An 18783-nucleotide genomic window follows, 5' to 3' on the forward strand; every position below is an offset into this window, starting at 1 on the left:
CCTCTGCTCGAGACAACTTCATTAGTATACGCTCTATTTGCCATTCTGTCAACTGATTTTTTAAAGGTTTTTTAGTTTTCCAAGAATCCTCTTTTGTCGGTCTATTTAGAAGGTTATAAGAGCGATTTATCAACTATTTTTCTAACACGTTTTGTTTATTTACCCTTATATTTATAACATTAACACAATAATCAAATATTTATTATATTTTTATTTTTCTTTGCAAATTAAAGAAGCTTAGAATACTAAACTCTAAGCTCCTTCTACATTCAAAGATCAGTCAATGGGTTTCATTGTCGGGAAAAGAATAACATCTCTGATGGTGTGTTGATTGGTGAATAACATAACCAATCGATCAATTCCAATCCCTAAACCGCCTGTGGGTGGTAAACCAACTTCTAAGGCATTGATAAAATCAGCATCAAAGGGATGTGCTTCATCGTCGCCGTCAGTTTTCTTCTGTACTTGGGAGATAAACCGTTCTTTCTGATCGATCGGATCATTCAATTCTGAAAAAGCGTTGGCACATTCGGCACCGTTAATATAAAGTTCAAATCGTTCAGTGTAGCGTGGATCATTTGGATCTTTCTTGGCCAGTGGCGAAATTTCAACCGGATGCATGGTTACAAAGGTTGGTTGGATCAGTTTATCTTCAACGAATTCGTCAAAGACTTCAGCCATAATTTCACCAACGCTGTTTTTTCCATCCACATCCACATGCAATTCTTTTGCCGCAGCTCGTGCCACTTCAACATCGGTCATCACATCAAAATCCACATTGGTGTGTTCCTTAACCAGATCAACCATGCGTGCTCGTTTAAATGGCGCAGCCAGACTGATTTCCTTATCACCGTAAATAACGGTTTCTGATTGATTAACTTCTTTGGCCAGGAAACTGTAGAGTTCTTCAATCATTTTCATTAAATCATCATAATTGGCATAGGCTTCATAGGATTCCAGCAATGTGAACTCCGGGTTGTGAGTGGCATCCATACCTTCATTTCTGAAAACCCGACTCATTTCATAAACCTTATCAAAGCCACCTACGATTAATCGCTTAAGCGGTAATTCCAGGGCAATTCGGCAATACAGCGTGATATCCAAAGCATTGTGGTGGGTAATGAAAGGTCTGGCGTTGGCACCGCCAGCCAGATTGGAAAGAACTGGTGTTTCCACTTCAATGAAATCACGGGAGTCATAGAATTCCCGAATTTTTCGCATAATCAACGAACGTTTCTGAAATACATCCTTAACTTCCGGATTTACAATCAAATCGACATAGCGCTGGCGGTAGCGCAGTTCCATATCTTTGAGTCCGTGATATTTTTCCGGCAGAATCTGCAAAGATTTGCTCAGTAGAACCAGTTCTGAAACTCTCACCGAGATCTGCCCCATTTTTGTCTTAAAAATTTCACCTTTAACCCCAACAATGTCGCCGATGTCATAGGTTTTAATTTCATCATAAATGTCTGGCAGGGCGTCTTTTTTCAGGAATAACTGGATTCTTCCGGTAGAATCTTGAAGATCATAAAAAGAAACCTTTCCCTGGCCCCGTTTGGACATGATCCGTCCTGCCATGGTTACTTCTTTTTCTTCAAAGTCATCATACGCCGCTTCAACTTTTTTAGCATAAGCACTCACATTAAAACTCGTTTGTTCAAAGGGATTCTTTCCGGCATCCTGTAAGTTTTTTAATTTATCTCTTCTTATTTCCAGAAGTTCACTTAGGTTTTCTGTTGTCAATGTCTACTCCTCTATCTTCGTATTTCTAAAATCTGATATGCCGCTTCGCCGTCAGGAATCTGAACCTTTACGGTATCGCCAACCTTTGCTCCCAGCAGCGCCGAACCAATCGGAGACTCATTTGAAATACGGTTATTTTTAGGATCGAACTCTGCTGATCCAACAATTTTATATTCTGCGACAAAGTCCAATAATGGATTTTTAATTTTAACAATACTTCCAACCCCAACATCTTCAGTATGAATATCCTTATCGTCAATGACTACTGCAATTTTAAGCTTGTGCTCCAGTTCTGAAATTCGACCTTCCACAAACCCCTGTTCATTTTTCGCTTCATCATATTCGGCATTTTCACTTAAATCTCCGAACTCCCGGGCCGTTTTAATTCGGTCTGCGACTTCATGACGCTTTACCGTTTTTAAATATTCCAATTCCTTTTTTATGTTGTTAAAACCATCCTCGGTTATAACTAACTCTTTTGCATTCATACTCATTCTTTCCTCCATCTGACACAATCTTTGTTCTCATTCACACGTGTCATTTATTTTTTAATATTTATCTAAAGACCTATTATTTTTACTTACTTGCCAATAACCGTTTTTCCCCACATATAATGCACCAGTTTTTCGGGAACCAACACCGAACCGTCAGCCTGCTGGTAATTTTCTAAAATAGCGGCAAACGTTCTACCGACAGCCAATCCCGAACCATTAAGAGTATGTAAAAAGCGGGTTTTCTTGGTTTCACCATCTCTAAAGCGTATGTTTGCCCGCCGGGCCTGGTAGTCTTCAAAATTTGAACAGGAGCTGATTTCGACATAGCGGTTATAACTTGGCATCCACACTTCAATATCATAAGTTTTTGCCGAGCTGAAACCCAGATCTCCGGTGCAAAGTTCAACTACCCGATACGGTATCCCCAATAATTGTAAGATCCGTTCCGCATTATTTGTTAATGATTCCAGTTCTTCGTAAGAGCGATCTGGATGAACAAATTTAACCATCTCCACCTTATCAAACTGATGGTTACGGATTAAACCCCGGGTATCACGACCGGCAGATCCGGCTTCCTGTCTGAAACAAGGGGTGTAGGCGGTAAAATACTTGGGCAGTTCTTCTTCCCCCAGAATTTCATCACGATAGATATTGGTTACCGGCACCTCTGCGGTTGGCACCAGGAAAAAGTCCTTACTCGGTAAATGAAAAGCATCCTCTTCAAACTTGGGCAACTGTCCAGTCCCGGTCATACTTTCCCGATTCACCATAAATGGTGGAGAAATTTCAGTATAATGATGCTCATCACAATGGGTGTGTAACATAAAGTTAATCAGTGCCCGTTGCAACCGAGCCCCATCACCTTTGAACATACTGAAACGGGCTCCCGTAATTTTGACCGCCCGTTCAAAATCCAGGATATCCAGATCTACCCCAATGTCCCAATGAGCCTTAATCTCAAAATCAAATGTCCGGGGTTCGCCCCATTTTCTGATTTCAAGATTATCGGTATCATCTTTTCCAACTTTGACTTGCGGATTGGGAATATTGGGAAAATTCAGCAACTGCATTCTGATTTCATCATCGATTGTTTTGACGGTTGCGTCCAAATCTTTAATTTTATTGGAAAGCTCCTTCATCTCGGCGAAGATCTCGGTACAATCCTTGTTTTCTTTCTTTAGTATCGGAATCTGTTTAGACACCACGTTCTGGCGGCTCTTCATTTCTTCAACCTGACCCAATGTCTCCCGACGCTTTTCGTCCAAAGTGGTAATCACACTTAGATCATATTGACCCCGCTTGTCCAAGCCTGCCTGGACTTCTTCCTTATTCTCTCTGATGCGCTTTATATCGAGCATATTTTCCTCCTGCTTTTAATTTCTTATGATCTATCCTACTGAGTTACCCCAGAAAGTTGCGAAAGTTGAGCCAGAACTTGTTCCAGTTCATTTATTTTTTGTCCATATCCCGCCCAATTACCAGCCTTTTGGGCTTCTTGAGCTTCTTTAAACAAAGCATTTGCTTTGGCGATTAATTCTGCAGTGGTTGATGTGCTACCCGTACTTTGAGTTGGTACTTCCGTACTTAGCAGTTCCTGAATATCAAAAACCTGGGCCAGTGCCAACTCCAGCGAGTCTGCCATAACAATTTCATTCTGGTAGGAAACCACAACTTTTTTTAGTTCCGGCAGATTGTTTTCGCCACCAACGGCTTGAATATAAATCGGTTCCACATAGATAATTGCATTTTCAATGGGAATCGACATCAAATTTCCCCGTAGCACCCGGGACCCTTGTTGACCCAATAAGGTTAATTGCGGCGAAATAATTGTATCCTGATCGATCCGCTGTTCAATTTGCATTGGGCCATAAATCAGTTGTTGTTTGGGGAACTCATATAAAATCAGCTGCCCGTAACCCGGACCATCTGATACCCCGGCCAACCAGGCAATCATGTTGTCTTTGTCTTTAGGGGTAAAGGGCACAGTCAGCATAAATTCAGGCTGACGATCCGGAAGCTCCATGATGGTGTAAGCAGATTCCACTGGCACCTCCGCTTTCTCGGTTTCATAAAACTGAGTTGCAGTTTCCCATTGATCTTCCTTGTTATAGAAGACCCTGGCGTTAGACATATGGTAGGTCTTGTAAATATCGGATTGAATATCAAACATCGTTTTTGAATAGCGCAAATGTTGTTTGATTCCTTCCGGCATTTCTGAAAGATCTTTCAAAAATCCAGGAAATATTTTACTGTAGGTTTCCAACACTGGTTCATCATCAACTTTGTAGAAGGTCACATCACCATTGTAAGCGTCAACAACCACCTTCACTGAGTTACGAACATAATTATTGCCAGCAGCATCATAGGGTTGCGAATAGGGATAGCGATCACTGGTGGTGAATGCATCCACGATCCAATAAAGTCGGCCTTCGGAAATTACCATATAGGGATCCTGTTCATAGCTTAAAAACGGCGCAATCGTTGCGACACGTTCTGAAATATTGCGATGAATCAGCATTTTGCTGTCGCTCGTGATTTCATTTGCCAAAAGCAGTTCTGATGAACCGTGATAAAGGGCAAATGCCAACTTATTGAAAAAGGTCATTGGTATACCTGCCGTCCCGGTATAGGTGACTTCCTGGTTATCATTCCCCTGGGGATAATCAAACTCGGCGGTGGTACAGTTCGTGACGACATAGCCGTAGTCATTTTCGCCAAAATAAATCCGGGGTTCCTCGATTACCAATTCGCTGACATCCGTCACTGGCGGAATATCTTTAACGATCAGATCTGGCTGTCCAACATTGTTGGTTTTGTTAACCGGAGATACCGCCACGCCAAAGCCGTGGGTATACTTTAAATGCTGATTGACCCAAGTCTTGGCTTCTGCTGGGAGTAATGTATTATTCATTTCCCGAGCGCCCAGAAATACCTGAGTATAAACGCCATTAACAAAATAACGATCGACATCGACATCATAGAACTGATAGTAGTTCCGGATTCCCTGTAAAGAATTATACATCTCCTGGGTAGGTATTTGGTCATTGATAGGTATATTATCGATGGTAATATTGTTTTCTTTAATCTCTTTGGCCGTTATTTCCTGCGTCCCCGAAAACTCACGGGTTTCAACGTTGGCTAAATCATACGCCTGTTGGGTATACTCAATGTTATTGGCAATATATTGTTCTTCTTTAGTAAACTGGTTAGGAACAACAATCAGTGATTCATAAATCCCCTGGGCAGCACCGCCAAGAATAACCACCGCAACAAACAGAACTGGACCAGCTCCCATGATAAGATATTTTTTCCGATATCCGGCAACGATGGAAATTACTGCCAATACCAGGCATAAAACCGCTTTAATAATGATGACCTTCAGTCCGACATCAATATCTCCCGCACCAGCCCCAAAAACAATCCCTGAAGTTGAGTAAAGCAGCTGAAATGCTTCTAATAGGCTACCAATCGACAGGATTAAAAAAAGCACTCCTAAAAAAATGCCAATCTGTTTCGATGCAATCTCAAGATAGGATTTGAATATCCCCTTTGCATTGACTTTAATGGATTCAAGATCTTGTTCACGGCTAAATTCAATTCTTTTTCCCTGATAGAGAATATAAGCTGTATACAAAAATGTCAAGACGACAATGACCGCAAAGAAACCGATAAAAATAGCAAAAACTTCCTGATATAATGGCAATCCAAAAAAATAAAGAGCCAGATCCTGATTAAAAATAGGATCGGTCAAATTAAATTGGGTCTGATTAATAAATTCGAGTATTTGGTACCACAATCGGTCTGAGATCAGAATGGTCAGAAAAAAAGCGACCACACCACTCACACCAATGGCTATAATATTTTGCTTTTTCGTCGTTTTCTGAACACTTCCGATGTACCTTTCTGAAATGCGATTAAGCAATTTTAAATAAAAAAACAAAATCAATACCAGCCCAATAAAAATCGGAATACCAATTTGCGTTTTTGTTATGAGTTCCTTAAAGAAAATTTCAGTATAGCCCATTTCCACAAACCAAAGGTAATCAATATAAAATTGGTTCAGTGATAATAAAACGGCGAAAATAACGAATAACACCCCGAGTCCAATTAAGAGTGTTTTATTTCTTTTTCTCATTTTTTCACTTCTTTCCTGTTCGTATCATATTTTTATCTAATTTTATTATTATATCATATTTTTTTGACTTTTCATTAATAAAATGCACTATTTGCAGCTAATAAAGCACCTTTAATAATTTGAATCGTTTTGTTTATGACTATTCAAAGCAAACGTCTTGAATCGGAAAATCAAAATAGGTTTCGGGATACGGTTCGTCGGTTAAGGTAAAGTGCCACCACTCCTGCTGCATCGGTTCGAATCCTTCTGAACGCATCAAATAACGAAGCTGAACCCGATTTTTACTTTGCTCCAGGGTCAGATGATCATAATCGCTGTAGGAAACTTCTGAGAAGAAATCAAAAATCCCCCCCATATCAATTTCAACCCCTGTTTCAATATTGACCACTGTCAGATCAACAGTGCTACCCCGGGTATGAGAAGATTCTGCTGCGATAAAGCCACCCTCAAAAACTTCCTGTCGGGTTTTTTCTGGATAATAGATGCTTTTAGTTTTATTGTCTTCTTCCTGTTTTCCCCAGCGAACAAAATGATCCACCGCCCGTTTGGGACGATATCCATCAAACACTTTTAATCCAAATCCTTCTTCCAACAGTTGTTTTTGAACTCGTCCCAGTGCGACAACGGCTTTCTCTGTCAATAAAATGATTGGTGCTTCATAACCATCAATTCTTTCACCCACGAAGTTATCGCCGGTATAATATTTAACGTCCGTCAAAATTCCGGGAATTTCCATCGAAATATCCACAAAGTCATTGGGCCGAACAATCATAATTCTTTTCATTGATTCTCCCCTAGTTTAAGCGCAAAATGTCTATCTTTCTATTTTATACGATGACTGACATGATTACCAGTAATAATTAACAAAATCAATGAACGCGTTAATAATCCTCGCCCTCCAATAATTTAACTAATCCAAGAGCTCTAATCATTTGACAATATCCAATGAAATACGGCCATCCAGAATTTCGACAATACGGTCTGCTTTCTCAGCAACCCGTCGATCGTGGGTGATAACAATAAAGGTGGTTCCCAATTCCTGGTTGATTTTCCGAAATAGTTGGTAAATGCTGTCGGTTGTTTGGGAATCCAAATTTCCAGTAGGTTCATCGGCCAGAATAATTTTGGGCTGATTCATCAGTGCTCTGGCAATGGCCGTCCGTTGCTGTTGCCCTCCTGACATATTGGTCGCCAGATTATTTTCCACCTTTTCAAGTCCTACCAGATTCAATATTTCCCTGGCTCGATCCCGACTTTTTTTATCCGCCTTTCCATTGGCAATCCGATAAGGCATCAGCACATTTTCCAGAGCGGTAAACTCCGGCAACAGATAATGAAACTGAAAAACGAAGCCCAGCGTTTCATTGCGCAAATCGCTTAAGCGTCCTTTAGTCATGTTTTTGGTGGATATCCCATTAATAATTACATCTCCTTTCGTTGGGCGATCCAGGGTTCCCAAAATGTTGAGGAGCGTGCTTTTGCCACTGCCGGACTCGCCAATAATGGCATTAAACGATCCCGTTTTAAAACCCAGGTTCAAGTTGTGTAACGCCACCGTTTTAATCGTCTTGCCATAAACTTTGTTTACGCCTTTGACCTCCACCACATAATTATCCATTTTTAATTACCTCCATGGGATCAAGTCTGGATACGCGAATAGCCGGAATCAAGGCTGCCAGGGTAGAAGCAGCAACAGCAATCCCCGCTGAAATACCAATAAAACTCCAGTCAATAAAAAAGGGTACCAGAGATGACCCATCGGGATTGGTAACAAAGGTGGAAAAAGACCAGCTCAAGCTAATTCCCAGACCAACGCCCACAAACGCTCCCAAAACGCCAAGCAAAAATCCTTGAAGCAAAAAAACCAGACTGGCCTTTGGATTATGCATTCCCATTGCCTTTAAGATCCCAATCTGCTTGGATTTTTGAACCACACTGATCGCCAATACACTGGCGATTCCCAAAACGACCGAAATCATCACAAAAACCTGAATCATCAAGCTCGATGCTGTTTGACCAGAAAGACCTGATAACAAGGCAGCGTTTTCTTCTTTCCAGTTTGTCACGACTAATGCATCATCATTCAAACGTTTTTTTATATCTCCGGCTACTTCATCGGCAGCGAATACATCATTTACCTGCATTTCGATCTGTGAAACACCTTCGCCCGTTTCCAGAAATGTCTGAACCGCACGATCATTACTCAAAATCCATGATTCATTTAAAGATTTCACCTGCAAATCAAATATCCCTGTGATCAGAAATTTACCGGTTTTTCTGGCGGGGGTGATCAGTTCAATTGTATCTCCGACGCTCAAGCTTAATTTTTTTGATAAATCCTCTCCCATTATGATTTCATTGTCATTTGTCGCCAGCGCCCCTTTGATAATCCGATCTGATATTTTATAAATACCCTGAGCGGCTTCCCAGTCAAACCCGCGGAGAAGAATTGTGGCTGACTCATCGGATGTGTTTAGAATAGCAGGTCCTTGAGTGACTGCCACCAGATTTTTAATTTCTTCGGGATTGGCAGCATTGATGGTTTTCGCTTCTGCCTGAGAATCCAAAATGTAAGCACCATCTTCCTGGGGTGAAACGGTAATTTGAGGAGCACTGCCCACCGTTTTATCGACCAAGCTTTTTTGGAGACCGGTGATCAGTGAACCAATAAATATCTGAACCGACACCCCGATGGCAATGCCCAGTACAATCAACGTCGTTTGCCCCTTGCTGGATTTTAAAAATCGCAGTGCGATTTCAAATGCCAGTTTCATAATTTTCCCACCCTTCCGAGATCCTTACCACAGCATCATAACCATCCACATAATAGTTCCCACCGATTTCGTTTACCACCGTTAAATTATCTTTAAATGCCGCACCGCCTAAGATAATGGCGGTCTCACTTCCCAGTATTTTTCGGACATCTTCAATAGTGCGTTTGGCAGCAACCAGATTAAAATAGTTACTGACTCCCATCGCAATAGCCTCTGGCCGTAGCCGCACCATGGCTTGCAAAAGCGCCTCTGGCGGTGTATTCCCACCTAAAAAAAAGACCTGATGGCCACATAAGATAAAAAAATCAGCAATCATCCGGGCCCCAATATCATGGTATTCCTCTGCTGGACAAAAAACCACAATTTTCTTCCGGCCACTTTTAAAGCTGTTGCGCATTCCTTCATTTACAACCCGGGGATAACAGTATTCAATGACCGTTCGAACCACCGAGGTTCTGAAATGTTCTTTCCAGATCGCTACTGATTCTCTTCGCTCTTCCAATTCCATTTTGTTTTGAGCCGGAATTAACAACTCCGTGTACAACTCGACAATTCCCACTTTACCGGTTTCCAGGGCGTCGAGGGCAACCCGCACCGCATTCGGTTTATCATCCTTTTCCAGACACGCCACAAATTTTTCGTATAACATATGCACACCACCCAAATTTAAATAGATTATTGAATATTTATACCCTGATATTCTTAAAAAACACATTCTCTATTTACTTTGTTTGTATTAGCTAAAAAGAAAGAATCCCTGTAAATAAAATTTACAGGGATTCTCTTAAGCGCATTCATAATTAGAGGTCAATAACCCATTTTCCAATGTTTTCCAATTTTTCTTCGGTCAATCCACAGTCAAGCAAATAAGCAAGCTCATCTAAAGTACCTTGCCCCAGGGGAACTAATGTCGCTCCCGAGTCACTACCTAGTGCGATGTTCACACCCATTGCATCCGCTTTTCTTACCATCAACTGATGTTGTCTAAAATACGTTTCCGATACTTTTTGATATTTTTTCATCGGGCTACGTTCATTACACCTGGCGATATTGGCAAAAGGTGCCAGGGTCGGCACCCAGATTACACCACTTTCACGCATGGCATGAAGGCAGTCATCATTAATTCCATATCCGTGTTCAATGGTATCCGCCCCCGATGTCAAAGCGATCATAATACCCTCTGGAGTGTTGGCATGAACCATGACTGATAAACCCTTTTGATGGGCATAATCAATCATCTCCGAACATTCACTTTTAGAAAACCCCACCGGACCTGAGGCACCAAGATCGGTAAAACTCATGATGCCGGTTAAAATAATTTTGATAAAATCAGGCTTCTTTTTGATGAGACTATCCATCTTTTTGATGCCATCTTTTCCATTATCCACGGAGTCACCTAAAAAGTCACCATAATGGCCCTTTTTATATAATGCATGAATGGGGGTCTTAAAAATAAGACCGGAATCTTTTGAAATATCTCTGAAGATTATTCCAATTCCTGAACCATCCCCGCCATCACGGATTGCCTGTACCCCTTTATTTTGAAAGCTTTTAATTAGTCCTTTTATCGCCTCAATCGAGACTTCATCAGCTACATCAGATTTTTTCAAACCTTTTAATTGACCGAGCCCAACATGAACATGGCAATCAATTAACATGCTTTTTGTTTACGCACACATCGCAACGCATATCCGTAACTCCAGATTTAGCTGCCTCGATTGCAATTGCTGCTATTTTCAATTTATCACCAACCTGTAAACCTACGCGTATCATCAGTTTTGATAGCGATATAACCAAAATAAATGCTCCTCCATAAGTTGAACGGTTTATTCGAATAAACCATTCTCCTTAAAATGAGCAGCTTATGAGATAAACCGCTCACCTTAAGAGGAGCATTTAGAATCTCCGGCATGGCCGGTATTCGTTTTGAATTTGATCTTAAACGACTGGAGTGATTGGTGCAATACCAGCTAAGTCGAGAATTTCTGGAATTCTATTTTCCCAACCTAATGACATGATATGAACACCTTGAGCATAGTCTTTACATTCTCTAATCAGACGAGCACAGATTTCAACACCAGTATCACCAGCTTTGGTTTTTTCTTTATCTGCCTGCAATTCAGCAATCATTTCATCAGGAACATGAACACCAGCTACATTGGCATTCATATATCGGCACATACCGACATTTTTAGGAATGATCAGACCCAATTGTACAGGCACGCCAAATTGTTTTGCTTGTTCCATAAATTTGATGAATTTTTCTGGCTCATAAACACCCTGAGTTTGGAAATATTCACATCCAGCTTTTACTTTTGCTTCCATTTTTGCCAACTGAACATCGACTGAATCACTACAAGGTGATACAACAGCACCTTTGGCAAATTTTGGAGGAGCGCCATCTACTTCATTGCCCGCAATATCAAAACCTTCTTCCAATCTTTTTACTGCATGAATCAATGAAACAGAATCTAAATCAAAAACTGGTTTTGCCTGAGGATGATCACCCAATGTTGTGTAATCTCCAGTTAACAGTAGTAAATTTTCAATACCCAGTAATGCTGCACTTAAGATATCAGACTGCAGGGCAATACGATTTCGATCTCGACAAGTCACCTGGAAGATTGGCAGAAGCCCTTCATCCTTAAGAACTCGACAGGTTGCCAGTGAACCTGTTCTCATGACTGAGGATTGGTTATCCGTTACATTCAATGCATGAACCCGGGTTTTTAAATATTCATGGGCATCTTTAATTAAATGGTCAAGTTCAACCCCTTTTGGAGGTCCTACTTCCGCAGTTAATACAAACTCGCCACGTTCAAACAGCTCAGTTATTCTCATTTATAATTACTCCTACTCTTTTTAAATTATTGGTTATTCTGCGTTTGGATTGTTATAGTTGCGCACTTTGGGTGCGTCATATTTCATGTTATCCAGTTTGTCCAGTTTCTCCAATTTTCTGTAAATTCGTTCCCAGCCACATTCCATGTTCTTATCAACTTCACACTTGCCTTCTTTGGCACCGCCACATTGGCCGTTGATCAGACTCTTTGAACATGCAGTAATTGGACAGATTCCACCAGTACCATTGAGGTAGCATTCGCCACACTGTCCACAATCAACATTCAGAGGAGTTACACCCTGGAATCCTGGCAATGGATAGGTATCACAGCAGGAATAGACTTTTTTGCCTTCAAATAGTGCGGCAACAGTCTGTATCCCAACACCACAGGAGAATACCAGAATGGTATCAGCCGCATTGATGACATCAGTATGTTTTTTTAATTGCAGCTTCAGATTATCTGGATTACAGATATAATCGGTGGTGATGATCTGAGTTACTTCTTTATTGGCTGACAGTTCTTTTTGAAATGCATCCGCTTCATGTTCTGCAAAATAAACTTCTTTGCAACCATGACAGTTGATGATTACTGTTTTTCCCTGGGCCAGCGCTTCAATTGCTTCTTGTGATTTTAGTTGGGTAATCAGCATATTATTTACCCTCCCTTATAGCAGTTTTTCCGATTTTAATACGCTCAACAATTGGAATCTTTGATGAACAGATATATTCACAACATCCACATTCAATACAATCCATGGTATTTTGTGCTTTCATGCCTTCCCAGTTTTCTTCTAAAGCGAATTTTGTGAAATAAAGTGGGCGAAGTTCCATTGGACATACATCCATACAACGGCCACACTTGATACACTCAACGGCTTCTTTAACAATGGTTTCTACGGCAATAATACCATTAGAACATTTCAGCATAGGTACATTGAGATCCGCCTGGGCGAAGCCCATCATTGGACCACCAATTTTAACAGTAACATCATCGCCTTTGACATCGCCGCAATAGTTGACGATATCTTTGACTGAGGTACCAATCTTAACTAAGTAGTTACCTGGTTTATTCATCCGGTTACCGCTGACAGTAACAACCCGTTCAATGAGCGGCATTCCGAGCTGGATTGCATCAGAAACGGCTTTGGCGGTACTGACGTTACATACAACTGCACCAACATCCATTGGCAGTCCACCACTTGGAACTTGTTTGCCCATAACCCGTTTGATGAGCATTTTTTCAGCCCCTTGTGGATATTTGGTTTTGGCAACTACAATTTCGATGTTTTCGATATCAGCAGTTTTTGACTGCATCAATTCAACAGCATCCATTTTATTATCTTCAATGGCAATCACACCTTTTGGCGCACCAGAAGCTTTCATCATCGCTTTTAAACCATAAATCACTTCATCAGCATATTCGAGCAGAACCCGGTGATCGGCGGTCAAAATTGGTTCGCATTCACAGGCGTTAAGTAATACAAGTTCAATTGGTTTTGGCGATTTAAGTTTAACGGCAGTTGGGAATCCAGCTCCCCCCATCCCGACAACACCTTTTTCGCGGACAATTTCGATAATTTCATCAGCAGAAAGACTATCAATGTCGCCAGCTGGTTTTACTGACTCGTCAAGAGTATTTTTGCCATCTGATTGAATCACAATCGCCAATGAATCTAAGCCGCTAACAGGATGTCGTCGCGGTTCAACCGCTACGACAGTACCGCTGACGCTGGCGTGAATTGCGCTACTGACAACACCAGCTGCCTGAGCAATTTTCTGACCCATTTTAACCTGCTGACCAACTGTAACAATTGGCTCAGCTGGAGCTCCAGCATGCTGTGACATGGGAATAACCACATTGACTGGATCTGGGAATGGTACCAGTCCAATATGTTCACTCAGTTCTTTGAATTCGGTTGGATGAATACCACCATAGTAACCTTCATATCGTTCTTCACGAACAGATTTTACATATTCACTGACAAACTTATGATTAACTTTGGTGTAATCCCGAAGTTCCACTGGTTTATCCAACAGTTCCTGTAAGCGTCCCTGTTTTTCCAGTCGTTCATAGATCAACTGCCATCCACAGTCCATCTCTTTATCAACTTCACATTTACCATTTTTAGCACCGCCGCATTGGCCGTTCAACAGGCTCTTAGAACAGTCTACAACTGGGCAGATCCCACCGGTCATGTTCAAATAACACTGACCACATGCTTCACATAAGGTCGTTGTCAATGCCATTCCATGGTAACCATCAACAGTTACAGTATCGCTGCCGGCATAAACCGGAATATCAAGCAATCCTGCCATGGTTTGGATACCCAGACCACATGAAATAACAAATACATTTTTGGCTTCTTGGGGAATAAGATCCTGGAAGGCCTTCGATGTTAATGGTTCGTTGCACAGAAAATCGATTTGTGCCGAGCCAACGATATTTTTGCCCTGTTCTTTGGCAATTTCTTCAAAAAGACCGCATTCAGGTTCATCAAAACTAGCGAGTTCTTTGAAGCATTTGTTACAGGCTACAACAAATAAGTCATTCTTATCTGCCAGAACCGCATCGAGCTCTTCCTTTCTTTTCAGTTTAAACTTCGTGTAATCCTCCAATTGTATACCTCCTTTGTTTTTTCAGATTTTATAGTAATCCGCTTTGCATTTTACAAGCTTTGATAACGTGTTTAGCCAGTAAAGCTGTTGTAATTGGGCCTGTTCCGCCGCCACATCCTGGTGTTGCTGAAGTAATCATGGCAACCTTGTCCAGACAGTCAACGTGAGCATCCCCAGCTCGGATTTTCTTGCCTTCTTCGTTTAAAATAAATTCTTTGTTTTCGTCTTTCATCTGAGACATTGCAACGTCGATCAGAATACAGTTTTCATTTAACATTTCTGGTCTGACCAAGCCGTAAATACCGCAAGCGGTAACAACAATATCAGCAGTTTTTGTGAAAGATGATGTATCTTTAGTGTGTACATGACACATTGTAACTGTTGCAAATTCGTTTGTTAACATAATTGTCAGTGGTTTTCCCAACACGTTGGAGTTATTAATAACAACAACGTCTTTGCCTTTAACATCGATATTATAGAATTTGAACATTTCCATAACGCCTTCAGCTGTACATGGGAAGAATCCTCTTTCGTCTGCGATCATCAATTTACCTAAGTTTGTTGGATTAAGGGCATCTGGATCTTTTTCAGGGCTTAACAGATATTTGATTTTTTCAGCATCAATTTGATCTGGAAGCGGCTGGAAGATTAACACAGAGTGAATGTTTTTGTCTTCGTTGATTGCCTGAAGTTTGGCAATAAAATCAGCTTCGGTTACGTCGATTGGGAATTGAACAGATTCAACTTCGATATTTGATTTTCCCATTCTGGTGATGATGCTTTTTTCATAAGAAATAGAACCGGGATCTTCACCAACTCGCATGATTGCCATTTTTACCTGGATGCCTTTTTCTTTTAGTTCGTTGGCATCTTTCAGTACTTCAGCCAGCATTGACTCGCTAACTTCTTTTCCGCTTAATAATTTTGCTGCCATAATTATAATTCTCCTCTTTGTTCAAAATTTTTAATTATTTTTATGAAAGTTGTTTTTCAACATCTGCATAAACACGATCACAGATTTCAACGCCTTTGTCCAGCATCGGTTTGACTCGATTATTAACATCAGCTACATAATCTGCGTCTTTGATTGTTTTAATATTAATTAAAACATTCACCCAACCACTGATCATAGCCGCTCTTAAACACTGAACACCGCAAGCAACATCACTGATTGCCAGCGCTGAACCTTTTCCTACCAGTTCTTCCTGTAATAAAACTGCTTTGTAACATACTTCGACAATTTCAAGCGGAATACTGCAAGCAACCTTTGTACATTCTTCTAAGGTTTTTTCTTTGTAAGCCTTTTCTTCTTCAGTTTCTTTAGGAAGGCCATAAGCCTTTGATAGTGGTAAAAAGTTTTTTGCATCTTCATCAATCATCGCTAACAGACGATCCTGAAGCACTTGCGCTTCTTTTAAAATACGCTGAATATCGTCTTCAAATTCTGCATATTTTTTCTTTCCTGTGGTAAGGTTTCCAACCATTCCAGCCAGAGCCGTTCCAACTGCACCGACTAATGCGGCTGCGCCACCACCACCAGGAACCGCTGCCTTGCTGTACAGGGCTTCAACAAATTCTGTGCATTTTTTTTCTGAGATCGAACCAAGATCAGTTCCTACTGCATCAAATTCCATTTACTAACTCCACTTCAATTTTTATTGTAATTTTTATCGTAATAATGATCGAGTGGGTTCCGCAGAACCCGCCCGATTCAAAAGCTTTTGTTTCTAGAATAAACCAGCAATTACGCCATTTTCATCAACATCAATTTTTTCGGCCGCTGGTACTTTTGGCAGACCAGGCATTTTCATGATTTCACCGGTTAAGGCAACAATGAAGCCAGCTCCTGCAGAGATGTTCGCCTGACGTACAGTAATTCTGAAACCGGTTGGTCGACCCAGTTTGGTCTGATCATCGGTTAACGAATACTGGGTTTTTGCCATACAGATTGGCACCTTGTCAAAGCCAAGGGCAGTCAATCGTTCGATTTCTTTGGCTGCGGTTGGGGTAAAGTCTACACCGTCGGCTCCGTAAATACGGGTGGCAATGGCTTCGATTTTTGCTTTGATTGGCATATCCAAGTCATAACAGAATTCGAAGTTTCCTTCGCTTTCGTCAATTAAGCGAACCACTTCTTTAGCCAGTTCTTCTCCGCCTTCGCCGCCTTTTGCCCATACCTGGGAAATAGCCACGTTAACGCCCAGTTTCTGACATTCCGATTTAACCAGTGCCAGTTCCGCTTCGGTATCCAGTGGGAATTCGTTGATGGCTACTACTGCTGGTAATTTAAATACCTGAGTAATGTTTTCAACATGTTTTAAAAGATTTGGCAGACCGGCTTTTAAAGCATCCAGATTTTCTTCGTTCAGGTCAGCTTTAGCTACGCCACCATTGTATTTAAGGGCTCGTACGGTAGCAACAATAATTACGGCATCTGGTTTTAAACCAGCCATACGGCATTTGATGTCAAGGAATTTTTCAGCACCAAGGTCGGCTCCGAATCCACCTTCGGTGACCACGTAGTCAGCAAAATGCATGGCCATACGGGTAGCGATTACAGAGTTACAGCCATGAGCAATATTGGCGAATGGTCCACCATGGATAAAGGCTGGTGTGCCTTCCAGAGTTTGAACGAGGTTTGGTTTTAAGGCATCTTTTAACAGAGCAGCCATGGCGCCGTTGGCTTTTAACTGCTCAGCGGTGATGGGTTCGCCAGTTACGCTGTAGCCAACGATGATGCGGCCCAGTCGGACTTTTAAATCAGAGATGTCACTGGCCAGACAGAAAGCTGCCATTACTTCAGATGCAACGGTGATATCAAATCCATCTTCACGGACAACACCGTCTCCGGATCCACCTAAACCATCAACAATGTTTCGCAGTTGACGGTCATTCATGTCAACACATCGTCTCCAGGTAATTTTTTTAGGGTCAATTTTTAATTCATTACCTTGTTTGATATGATTATCCAGCATTGCTGCCAGTAAATTGTTAGCAGCTCCGATGGCATGGAAGTCACCGGTAAAGTGAAGGTTGATATCTTCCATTGGCACAACCTGAGCGTATCCGCCACCTGCGGCTCCACCTTTGACACCAAATACTGGTCCCAAGGATGGCTCTCTCAAGGCTACCAGGGTATTTTTTCCAATTCGTGATAACCCATCCGCAACCCCGATTGTAGTGGTTGTTTTTCCTTCACCGGCTGGTGTTGGATTGATGGCAGTAGTCAGGATTAACCGGGCTTTTTTTCCGGTGTTTTTCTTTAACAGATTATAGTCAACCTTTGCTTTATACTTCCCATATAAATCCAGATCGTCTTCTGTTAAACCCAATTTCTTTGCTATCTCACGAATATCCTGTGGTGTAGCTTCCTGTGCAATCTCAATGTCTGATTTAAAACCCATATTATTTCCTCCAATACTTTGATAAATTTTTAACATCTGCATTTATGATATATGATTTTAATCTAAAAATCAAACAATAAATGTGACAATTTTTTACTGAAAAAATACGAATAACGTTTACATTTACGGGGTTTACATCGATTATCTGAACAATATTTTACTCTGCGACACAAAACTTATTTGCAATTCAACCATCAATTGTATTTTGTTTCACTATTATTTTTTATTACTGTTCTTAAATCGATTTTAGTAAAACATTTTTGCGGTTTTCTGAAAAAATAACCTGTTTTTGTAATTATAGATCAATTTCCATTTTTTTCTACACTTGACTTATCCACTTACTATCTACCATAGAATTCCTTTTCACCAAAGACCGTCTCTCAATTTCACCTTCTTTCCTCTTTTTGAAAACTTATTTTCCAAATTATGCTATTCTACATGCCCTATTAAGTCCGTTCTCTGAAATACTGATACCGGGCAGACTGTCCACTATTTACTTGTATATACAAATTTATTTCAGATTACCATTATTCAAAAAAAAAGTCAAATTATTTCTAGTTTAATTCAATTTATTTTCTTTTATTGTTTGTTAAATCTCAAACGAACCATTTAGGGGTAATATATCTCCTTGTATCGATGTTGTAGTTCATTATATTCATTATCAATCGCTCTTATTTTTACTCTTGCATTCTGAGACTTCTTTTTTTATCCTCACCATCTTCTTGACAATAAGATTTTTGTTCAACTTATCAGCATCTCTTTTTCAAAACTTCAA

15 protein-coding genes are annotated in these 18783 nt (G+C 40.7%); all 15 read right to left on the bottom strand.

The features are described from left to right. Nucleotides 1–276: 276 nt before the first annotated feature. Nucleotides 277–1743, bottom strand: a complete 1467-nt coding sequence (lysS, locus tag Q7P33_RS16670) for a lysine--tRNA ligase (RefSeq protein ID WP_303871866.1) — start codon at nucleotides 1741–1743, stop codon at nucleotides 277–279. Nucleotides 1744–1754: 11 nt separating this feature from the next. Continuing rightward, entirely contained in the window at nucleotides 1755–2237 is a 483-nt protein-coding gene (greA, locus tag Q7P33_RS16675; protein WP_303871867.1) for a transcription elongation factor GreA, read from the bottom strand. Between the two features lie 86 nt (nucleotides 2238–2323). Further along, nucleotides 2324–3595, bottom strand: coding sequence for a serine--tRNA ligase (gene serS, locus Q7P33_RS16680; RefSeq protein ID WP_303871868.1), 1272 nt, complete (start codon nucleotides 3593–3595; stop codon nucleotides 2324–2326). A 35-nt stretch (nucleotides 3596–3630) separates the two neighbouring features. Beyond that, nucleotides 3631–6372: a UPF0182 family protein gene (locus tag Q7P33_RS16685; protein ID WP_303871869.1), complete on the bottom strand. Its 2742-nt coding sequence runs from the start codon at nucleotides 6370–6372 to the stop codon at nucleotides 3631–3633. 139 nt (nucleotides 6373–6511) lie between these two features. Then, nucleotides 6512–7156 (bottom strand): M15 family metallopeptidase, encoded by a 645-nt coding sequence (locus tag Q7P33_RS16690; protein WP_303871870.1) that lies wholly within the window; start codon nucleotides 7154–7156, stop codon nucleotides 6512–6514. Nucleotides 7157–7300: 144 nt separating this feature from the next. Then, nucleotides 7301–7990, bottom strand: a complete 690-nt coding sequence (locus tag Q7P33_RS16695) for an ABC transporter ATP-binding protein (RefSeq protein ID WP_303871871.1) — start codon at nucleotides 7988–7990, stop codon at nucleotides 7301–7303. After that, nucleotides 7983–9146, bottom strand: a complete 1164-nt coding sequence (locus tag Q7P33_RS16700) for an ABC transporter permease (RefSeq protein WP_303871872.1) — start codon at nucleotides 9144–9146, stop codon at nucleotides 7983–7985. Before Q7P33_RS16700 ends, Q7P33_RS16695 begins: the two co-directional genes overlap by 8 nt. Further along, entirely contained in the window at nucleotides 9130–9795 is a 666-nt protein-coding gene (locus tag Q7P33_RS16705; protein WP_303871873.1) for a B12-binding domain-containing protein, read from the bottom strand. The genes Q7P33_RS16700 and Q7P33_RS16705 overlap by 17 nt, the downstream gene beginning before the upstream one ends. Nucleotides 9796–9946: 151 nt before the next feature. Further along, a complete protein-coding gene (locus tag Q7P33_RS16710; RefSeq protein ID WP_303871874.1) occupies nucleotides 9947–10804 on the bottom strand; it encodes an amidohydrolase family protein in 858 nt (285 codons plus the stop codon). Nucleotides 10805–11084: 280 nt separating this feature from the next. Beyond that, complete coding sequence (locus Q7P33_RS16715; protein WP_303871875.1) at nucleotides 11085–11987, bottom strand: methylenetetrahydrofolate reductase; 903 nt, start codon at nucleotides 11985–11987, stop codon at nucleotides 11085–11087. A gap of 33 nt (nucleotides 11988–12020) precedes the next feature. After that, nucleotides 12021–12638, bottom strand: a complete 618-nt coding sequence (locus Q7P33_RS16720; RefSeq protein WP_070372692.1) for a methylenetetrahydrofolate reductase C-terminal domain-containing protein — start codon at nucleotides 12636–12638, stop codon at nucleotides 12021–12023. A gap of 1 nt (nucleotide 12639) precedes the next feature. Next, nucleotides 12640–14604, bottom strand: a complete 1965-nt coding sequence (rsxC, locus tag Q7P33_RS16725) for an electron transport complex subunit RsxC (RefSeq protein ID WP_303871876.1) — start codon at nucleotides 14602–14604, stop codon at nucleotides 12640–12642. Between the two features lie 28 nt (nucleotides 14605–14632). Beyond that, nucleotides 14633–15538, bottom strand: coding sequence for a bifunctional 5,10-methylenetetrahydrofolate dehydrogenase/5,10-methenyltetrahydrofolate cyclohydrolase (locus tag Q7P33_RS16730; RefSeq protein WP_303871877.1), 906 nt, complete (start codon nucleotides 15536–15538; stop codon nucleotides 14633–14635). Between the two features lie 40 nt (nucleotides 15539–15578). Further along, nucleotides 15579–16238, bottom strand: a complete 660-nt coding sequence (locus Q7P33_RS16735; RefSeq protein ID WP_070372694.1) for a cyclodeaminase/cyclohydrolase family protein — start codon at nucleotides 16236–16238, stop codon at nucleotides 15579–15581. A 93-nt stretch (nucleotides 16239–16331) separates the two neighbouring features. Continuing rightward, nucleotides 16332–18008 carry a formate--tetrahydrofolate ligase gene (locus tag Q7P33_RS16740; protein WP_303871878.1) on the bottom strand — a complete coding sequence of 559 codons (1677 nt, stop codon included), beginning with the start codon at nucleotides 18006–18008 and terminating at the stop codon, nucleotides 16332–16334. Between the last annotated feature and the right edge of the window lie 775 nt (nucleotides 18009–18783).

This window comes from Acetobacterium wieringae (assembly GCF_026646375.1).
Lineage (GTDB): Bacteria > Bacillota > Clostridia > Eubacteriales > Eubacteriaceae > Acetobacterium > Acetobacterium wieringae_A.